11 protein-coding genes are annotated in these 6,213 nt (G+C 50.6%); 1 reads left to right on the forward strand and 10 read right to left on the reverse strand.

Features of this window, described 5'->3' with window-relative positions; genetic code table 11:
• Window positions 1-10: 10 nt before the first annotated feature.
• The 7 genes from rplV to rpsJ are packed head-to-tail and all read right to left on the reverse strand — an operon-like array spanning window position 11 to window position 3,380.
• Window positions 11-343, reverse strand: a complete 333-nt coding sequence (gene rplV / locus OGX81_RS09540) for a 50S ribosomal protein L22 (protein WP_000447529.1) — start codon at window positions 341-343, stop codon at window positions 11-13.
• A gap of 14 nt (window positions 344-357) precedes the next feature.
• Window positions 358-636 (reverse strand): 30S ribosomal protein S19, encoded by a 279-nt coding sequence (rpsS, locus tag OGX81_RS09545; protein WP_001138117.1) that lies wholly within the window; start codon window positions 634-636, stop codon window positions 358-360.
• Window positions 637-652: 16 nt separating this feature from the next.
• Window positions 653-1,474, reverse strand: coding sequence for a 50S ribosomal protein L2 (gene rplB / locus OGX81_RS09550; protein ID WP_000301864.1), 822 nt, complete (start codon window positions 1,472-1,474; stop codon window positions 653-655).
• Between the two features lie 17 nt (window positions 1,475-1,491).
• Entirely contained in the window at window positions 1,492-1,794 is a 303-nt protein-coding gene (gene rplW, locus OGX81_RS09555) for a 50S ribosomal protein L23 (RefSeq protein WP_000617546.1), read from the reverse strand.
• Entirely contained in the window at window positions 1,791-2,396 is a 606-nt protein-coding gene (gene rplD / locus OGX81_RS09560) for a 50S ribosomal protein L4 (protein WP_000424395.1), read from the reverse strand. The genes rplW and rplD overlap by 4 nt, the downstream gene beginning before the upstream one ends.
• A 10-nt stretch (window positions 2,397-2,406) precedes the next feature.
• A complete protein-coding gene (gene rplC, locus OGX81_RS09565; RefSeq protein ID WP_000579837.1) occupies window positions 2,407-3,036 on the reverse strand; it encodes a 50S ribosomal protein L3 in 630 nt (209 codons plus the stop codon).
• A 32-nt stretch (window positions 3,037-3,068) separates the two neighbouring features.
• A complete protein-coding gene (rpsJ, locus tag OGX81_RS09570; protein ID WP_001181005.1) occupies window positions 3,069-3,380 on the reverse strand; it encodes a 30S ribosomal protein S10 in 312 nt (103 codons plus the stop codon).
• 379 nt (window positions 3,381-3,759) lie between these two features.
• Here rpsJ and OGX81_RS09575 point away from each other — a divergent pair, with 379 nt between their 5' ends.
• Window positions 3,760-4,227 carry a prepilin peptidase gene (locus tag OGX81_RS09575; protein ID WP_024131003.1) on the forward strand — a complete coding sequence of 156 codons (468 nt, stop codon included), beginning with the start codon at window positions 3,760-3,762 and terminating at the stop codon, window positions 4,225-4,227.
• Here the strand turns inward: OGX81_RS09575 and bfr are convergent.
• From bfr to tuf, 3 genes are all read right to left on the reverse strand, one after another.
• A complete protein-coding gene (gene bfr, locus OGX81_RS09580; RefSeq protein ID WP_012135432.1) occupies window positions 4,224-4,700 on the reverse strand; it encodes a bacterioferritin in 477 nt (158 codons plus the stop codon). The two genes, OGX81_RS09575 and bfr, sit on opposite strands and share 4 nt — an antisense overlap.
• A gap of 71 nt (window positions 4,701-4,771) precedes the next feature.
• Window positions 4,772-4,966, reverse strand: a complete 195-nt coding sequence (bfd, locus tag OGX81_RS09585) for a bacterioferritin-associated ferredoxin (RefSeq protein WP_012135433.1) — start codon at window positions 4,964-4,966, stop codon at window positions 4,772-4,774.
• Window positions 4,967-5,163: 197 nt separating this feature from the next.
• Window positions 5,164-6,213 (reverse strand): elongation factor Tu (tuf, locus tag OGX81_RS09590; RefSeq protein ID WP_286470669.1); only part of this gene is annotated, 1,050 nt, incomplete at its 5' end.

The following is a 6,213-nucleotide window of genomic DNA, read 5'->3' on the forward strand; positions in this document are numbered from 1 at the left end:
CTCCAGAGTCTCAGCGATCGGACACAACCACAGTAATGTGGCTGGTGCGCTTCAGGATGCGATCTGCACGACCTTTTGCACGCGGCATAATGCGCTTCATGCTCGGGCCTTCGTCTACGAAAATTTTCGTAACTTTCAGATCGTCAATGTCAGCGCCATCGTTGTGTTCAGCGTTAGCAATGGCAGATTCCAGGACTTTCTTGACCAGTACAGCCGCTTTCTTGTTGGTGTAGGTCAAAATATCCAGAGCCTGCGACACTTTCTTACCGCGAATCAGGTCAGCAACAAGGCGAACCTTCTGAGCAGAAGAACGAGCATGGCGATGTTTAGCGATAGTTTCCATCTCTTCCTCCTACCTTATTTCTTCTTCGCTTTTTTATCAGCAGCGTGGCCGCGATAAGTACGAGTCGGTGCGAATTCACCCAGTTTGTGACCGACCATTTCATCGGTTACAAATACCGGAACGTGCTGACGACCATTATGGACAGCGATGGTCAAACCGATCATGTTAGGAAAGATCGTTGAACGACGGGACCAAGTGCGCAGGGGCTTCTTGTCTCCGCTTTCCACCGCTTTCTCTACCTTCTTCAGCAAGTGCAGGTCAATAAAAGGACCTTTCTTGAGAGAACGTGGCATGGCTTATCCTCTAAAATTATTTGCTACGGCGACGTACGATGAATTTATCAGTACGCTTGTTGCTGCGGGTCTTCTTACCTTTGGTCTGAACGCCCCACGGAGTTACCGGGTGCTTACCAAAGTTACGACCTTCACCACCACCATGTGGGTGGTCTACTGGGTTCATCGCGGTACCGCGAACGGTCGGACGAACACCACGCCAGCGTGCAGCACCTGCTTTACCCAGAACGCGCAGCATATGCTCAGCATTGCCAACTTCGCCCAGAGTTGCACGGCAGTCTGCTTCGACTTTACGCATTTCACCAGAACGCAGACGCAGGGTGACATAAGCACCATCGCGCGCAACGATCTGAACGTAAGTACCAGCGGAACGTGCCAGCTGACCGCCTTTACCTGGTTTCATTTCTACGTTATGAACAGTAGAACCAACCGGGATGTTGCGCATCGGCAGGGTGTTGCCTGGTTTGATTGCAGCATCAACGCCAGATTGAATCTGGTCGCCAGCTTTCAGGCCTTTAGGGGCCAGGATGTAACGGCGCTCACCGTCTTTGTACAGAACCAGCGCGATGTTCGCGGAACGGTTCGGATCGTACTCAAGACGTTCAACAACTGCCGGGATACCATCTTTGTTGCGTTTGAAGTCAACAATACGGTATGCCTGCTTGTGGCCACCACCGATATGACGAGTGGTGATACGGCCATTGTTGTTACGACCACCGGATTTGCTGTTTTTTTCCAGCAACGGAGCAAAAGGTTTGCCCTTGTGCAGCTCAGGGTTAACCACTTTAACTACGTGGCGACGACCCGGAGATGTCGGTTTACATTTAACAACTGCCATTGTATTACTCCTCCGACTTACTCAGCGCCGCCAACGAAGTCCAGATTCTGGCCTTCTTTCAGGGTGACGTAAGCTTTTTTCCAGTCGCTACGACGACCGATACGCTGTCCGTGACGTTTAACTTTCCCTTTAACAACCAGGGTGTTAACGACTTCGACTTCGACTTCAAACAGTTTCTGCACAGCAGCTTTGATTTCTGCTTTGGTCGCGTCTTTAGCAACTTTGAGAACGATGGTGTTGGTTTTTTCCATCGCAGTAGACGCTTTTTCAGAAACGTGCGGTGCGCGCAGCACCTTCAGCAGACGTTCTTCACGAATCATGCCAGCATCTCCTCAACTTGCTTAACAGCATCAGCAGTCATTACGACTTTGTCGAAGGCGATCAGGCTAACCGGGTCGATACCAGTTGCATCGCGTACGTCAACCTTGTGCAGGTTGCGCGCAGCCAGGAACAGGTTCTCGTCCAGCTCACCGGTGATGATCAGCACATCTTCCAGAGCCATGTCTTTCAGTTTCTGAGCCAGCAGCTTAGTTTTAGGCGCTTCTACAGAGAACTTCTCGACAACGATCAGACGATCCTGACGTACCAGTTCGGACAGAATGCTTTTCAGCGCGCCGCGGTACATCTTCTTGTTAACTTTTTGACTGTGGTCCTGCGGACGTGCAGCGAAGGTCACGCCACCAGAACGCCAGATCGGGCTCTTGATAGAACCAGAACGCGCACGGCCGGTACCTTTCTGGCGCCACGGTTTTTTACCGGAACCAGTTACTTCAGCACGAGTCTTCTGAGCACGAGTGCCCTGACGAGCACCAGCTGCATAAGCAACAACAACCTGGTGAACCAGCGCTTCGTTGAAATCACGACCGAAGGTAGTTTCGGAAACAGTCAGCGCGCTCTGCGCGTCTTTCAATACTAATTCCATTGCTATCCCCTTACGCCTTCACAGCTGGTTTAACGATCAGGTCGCAACCGGTTGCACCCGGAACACCACCTTTAACCAGCAGCAGGTTGCGCTCAGCGTCAACACGTACTACGTCCAGGCTCTGAACGGTTACACGTTCGTTACCCAGCTGACCTGCCATTTTCTTGCCTTTGAACACTTTGCCCGGAGTCTGGTTCTGACCGATAGAACCCGGAACGCGGTGAGACAAGGAGTTACCGTGAGTAGCGTCCTGGGTACGGAAGTTCCAGCGCTTAACGGTACCTGCGAAACCTTTACCTTTAGAGGTGCCAGTTACGTCAACTTTTTTAACGTCAGCAAACAGTTCAACGCTAATGCTCTGACCAACGGTGTATTCTTCACCCTCTGCCAGACGGAACTCCCACAGGCCGCGGCCAGCTTCTACGCCAGCTTTAGCAAAGTGGCCAGCTTCCGGCTTGGTTACACGGTTAGCTTTTTTAGCACCAGTGGTAACCTGAACAGCGCGGTAGCCATCGTTAGCCAGATCTTTAACCTGAGTAACGCGGTTTGCTTCAACTTCGATTACGGTTACTGGGATAGAGACGCCATCTTCAGTGAAGATGCGGGTCATACCCACTTTTTTACCGACTAAACCAATCATTGTTTCAACCTCTCAATCGCTCGATGACCTGATTAACCCAGGCTGATCTGCACGTCTACACCGGCAGCCAGGTCCAGACGCATCAGAGCATCAACGGTTTTCTCGGTTGGCTCAACGATGTCAACCAGACGCTTGTGAGTGCGAATTTCGTACTGATCGCGCGCGTCTTTGTTAACGTGCGGGGAGATCAGAACGGTAAAGCGCTCTTTGCGGGTCGGCAGCGGGATCGGACCACGGACTTGCGCACCAGTGCGCTTAGCAGTCTCGACGATTTCCGCGGTTGATTGATCGATCAGACGATGATCAAACGCTTTCAGGCGGATACGGATTCTTTGGTTCTGCATGAGACCAGAGCTCCAATTATTTTATAAACGAAAATGATTACTCCTCGTGCCCATTACGATTGATGGGAGAGTGTAACCGTTCTTACGTAGCTCCCCGATTGGGAGCATTGTTAGATAACCAAATCGGCTACCTAAGGTTCAGATCGAACCTGCCGTCAACTAAGACAAGCCCGCGCATTATACGCAAATCTCAGCCTGACGCAAGTGCCGCGTAGATATTAATCATTTCGTCTGTAATGCGAGCAACTTCGCACATGCATTGTGCCGTTTTTGTTTTGCGCATTTTCTTCGGAATACACTGCGCAACGTCATCATTCCTCCGTTGCATGGAAAATGAGTTTCACGGATGGTGAGCGCAACGTTTAATGAGGATGACATGATGCAACCCGACCTCCCCTTCCTGATTATCTACCTCTTATTATCTGCGCTATCCGGGATATATGACGCGCGAACAGGACTCTTGCCCGATCGGCTTACCTGTCCCCTGCTCTGGAGCGGCCTGCTTTATTACCTGTGCTGTTTACCTGACCATTTGCCAGATGCGCTTTGGGGCGCCATTGCGGGTTACGGCGGGTTCGCCCTTCTCTATTGGGGATATCGACTGCTGTATCGCAAAGAAGGGCTCGGGTACGGCGATATCAAATTTCTTGCCGCGCTTGGCGCCTGGCATCGTTGGGAGTCATTACCCCTGCTGGTCTTTCTGGCCGCGCTTATTGCCAGCATTAACGTGATGGCGATGTACGTAATAAACGGGAAAGGGGCATTAAAAAACCCGCTGCCGTTCGGGCCATTTCTGGCGGCTGCGGGTTTTATCATTGGCTGGAAAACACTGCTGTCGGGGAGTTAATCGTCCACTTTAATCTGCGATTGCAGGTAATTCTGTAGACCAATTTTTGCAATCAGATCCAGCTCCGTCTCAAGCCAGTCGATATGCCCTTCTTCATCTGTCAGGATCTCAATCATCATGTCCCGGCTAACGTAATCATGAACGCTGTCGGCGTAGGCTATGGCTTCACGTAGATCCTTCGCTCCTTCCAGTTCCAGACGGAGATCTGACTGCAACATCTCTTCGACATCTTCACCAATGCCCAGCTTGCCAAGATCCTGCAAGTTTGGGATACCCTCAAGAAATAAAATACGCTCGATATATTTATCAGCGTGTTTCATTTCATCGATGGATTCATGGTATTCGACGTCATTCAGACGAGTGAGCCCCCAGTTTTTAAACATACGGGCATGGAGAAAGTACTGATTGATTGCGACAAGCTCATTTCCCAATAGTTTATTGAGATAATTTATGATTTTAACATCACCTTTCATTTTATAGTCCCTCCGCTTCCACTCTTAGAGCGTAGATGGGGCTACAAGGATGTCAAAAAAAAGAATGTGACTCAGGCGATTTCTTTAAACTCCGGCATTTGCATTAACTCATCCTGCATCACTTCACGCGCCGCCCGGACGCACTTACCGCATTGATTTCCAACAGGAATAAACTTACGTAATTGTTGGAAAGATTGAGGGTGAAACTGACGAACAGCCTGACGAATTTTTTTATCACTTACACCATTACACAAACAAACGTACATGATCGCTCCCGTTCAATTTCTGCGCAAAGTGTAAATGAGAATAGTTATGATTACAATAGCACAAATACGTTTGTGTGCAGGGAGAGGAATAAAAAATGCGACTAAATATGACACTCTTTATATAGCAGGTAGATATGACAGACAGCAAAAAGGGCACCGAAGCGCCCTTTTTAAGTGCAGAACTAATTATTAAATAATTAGCTCATTACTTTAGCAACAACGCCCGCGCCAACGGTACGGCCGCCTTCACGGATTGCGAAACGCAGACCGTCGTCCATCGCGATCGGGTGGATCAGGGTAACAACCATTTTGATGTTGTCGCCCGGCATTACCATCTCTACGCCTTCCGGCAGTTCGATGGTGCCAGTCACGTCAGTTGTACGGAAGTAGAACTGCGGACGGTAGCCTTTGAAGAACGGAGTATGACGGCCGCCTTCGTCTTTGGACAGAATGTACACTTCAGATTCGAACTTGGTGTGCGGCTTGATGGTGCCCGGCTTAGCCAGTACCTGACCACGTTCGATTTCTTCACGTTTGATACCACGCAGCAGAACACCTACGTTCTCACCAGCACGGCCTTCGTCCAGCAGTTTGCGGAACATTTCAACGCCAGTACAGGTAGACTTCGCAGTCTCTTTGATACCAACGATTTCAACTTCTTCGCCCACTTTGATGATACCGCGCTCTACACGACCGGTAACAACGGTACCACGACCGGAGATGGAGAATACGTCTTCGATCGGCAGCAGGAACGGCTTGTCAATCGCACGCTCTGGTTCCGGGATGTAAGAATCCAGGTAGCCAGCCAGTTCGATGATTTTCGCTTCCCACTCAGCTTCGCCTTCCAGCGCTTTCAGAGCAGAACCACGAACGATCGGCGTGTCGTCGCCCGGGAAATCGTACTGAGACAGCAGTTCACGCACTTCCATCTCAACCAGTTCCAGCAGCTCTTCGTCATCAACCATGTCGCATTTGTTCAGGAACACGATGATGTACGGAACGCCTACCTGACGACCCAGCAGGATGTGCTCACGGGTCTGCGGCATCGGGCCGTCAGTCGCAGCAACAACCAGGATCGCGCCGTCCATCTGCGCAGCACCGGTGATCATGTTTTTAACATAGTCGGCGTGGCCCGGGCAGTCTACGTGCGCGTAGTGGCGAGTCGGGGTGTCGTATTCAACGTGAGAAGTGTTGATGGTGATACCACGAGCTTTTTCTTCCGGCGCGTTATCGATCTGGTCGAATGC

The organism is Citrobacter sp. CK206 (assembly GCF_030333125.1).
GTDB lineage: Bacteria > Pseudomonadota > Gammaproteobacteria > Enterobacterales > Enterobacteriaceae > Citrobacter_B > Citrobacter_B koseri.

Excerpts from the sequence above, each read along its gene's own strand:
- rplV (WP_000447529.1), bottom strand. The coding sequence starts at position 343 with ATGGAAACTATCGCTAAACATCGCCATGCTCGTTCTTCTGCTCAGAAG.
- rpsS (WP_001138117.1), bottom strand. The coding sequence starts at position 636 with ATGCCACGTTCTCTCAAGAAAGGTCCTTTTATTGACCTGCACTTGCTG.
- rplB (WP_000301864.1), bottom strand. The coding sequence starts at position 1,474 with ATGGCAGTTGTTAAATGTAAACCGACATCTCCGGGTCGTCGCCACGTA.
- rplW (WP_000617546.1), bottom strand. The coding sequence starts at position 1,794 with ATGATTCGTGAAGAACGTCTGCTGAAGGTGCTGCGCGCACCGCACGTT.
- rplD (WP_000424395.1), bottom strand. The coding sequence starts at position 2,396 with ATGGAATTAGTATTGAAAGACGCGCAGAGCGCGCTGACTGTTTCCGAA.
- rplC (WP_000579837.1), bottom strand. The coding sequence starts at position 3,036 with ATGATTGGTTTAGTCGGTAAAAAAGTGGGTATGACCCGCATCTTCACT.
- rpsJ (WP_001181005.1), bottom strand. The coding sequence starts at position 3,380 with ATGCAGAACCAAAGAATCCGTATCCGCCTGAAAGCGTTTGATCATCGT.
- OGX81_RS09575 (WP_024131003.1), top strand. The coding sequence starts at position 3,760 with ATGCAACCCGACCTCCCCTTCCTGATTATCTACCTCTTATTATCTGCG.
- bfr (WP_012135432.1), bottom strand. The coding sequence starts at position 4,700 with ATGAAAGGTGATGTTAAAATCATAAATTATCTCAATAAACTATTGGGA.
- bfd (WP_012135433.1), bottom strand. The coding sequence starts at position 4,966 with ATGTACGTTTGTTTGTGTAATGGTGTAAGTGATAAAAAAATTCGTCAG.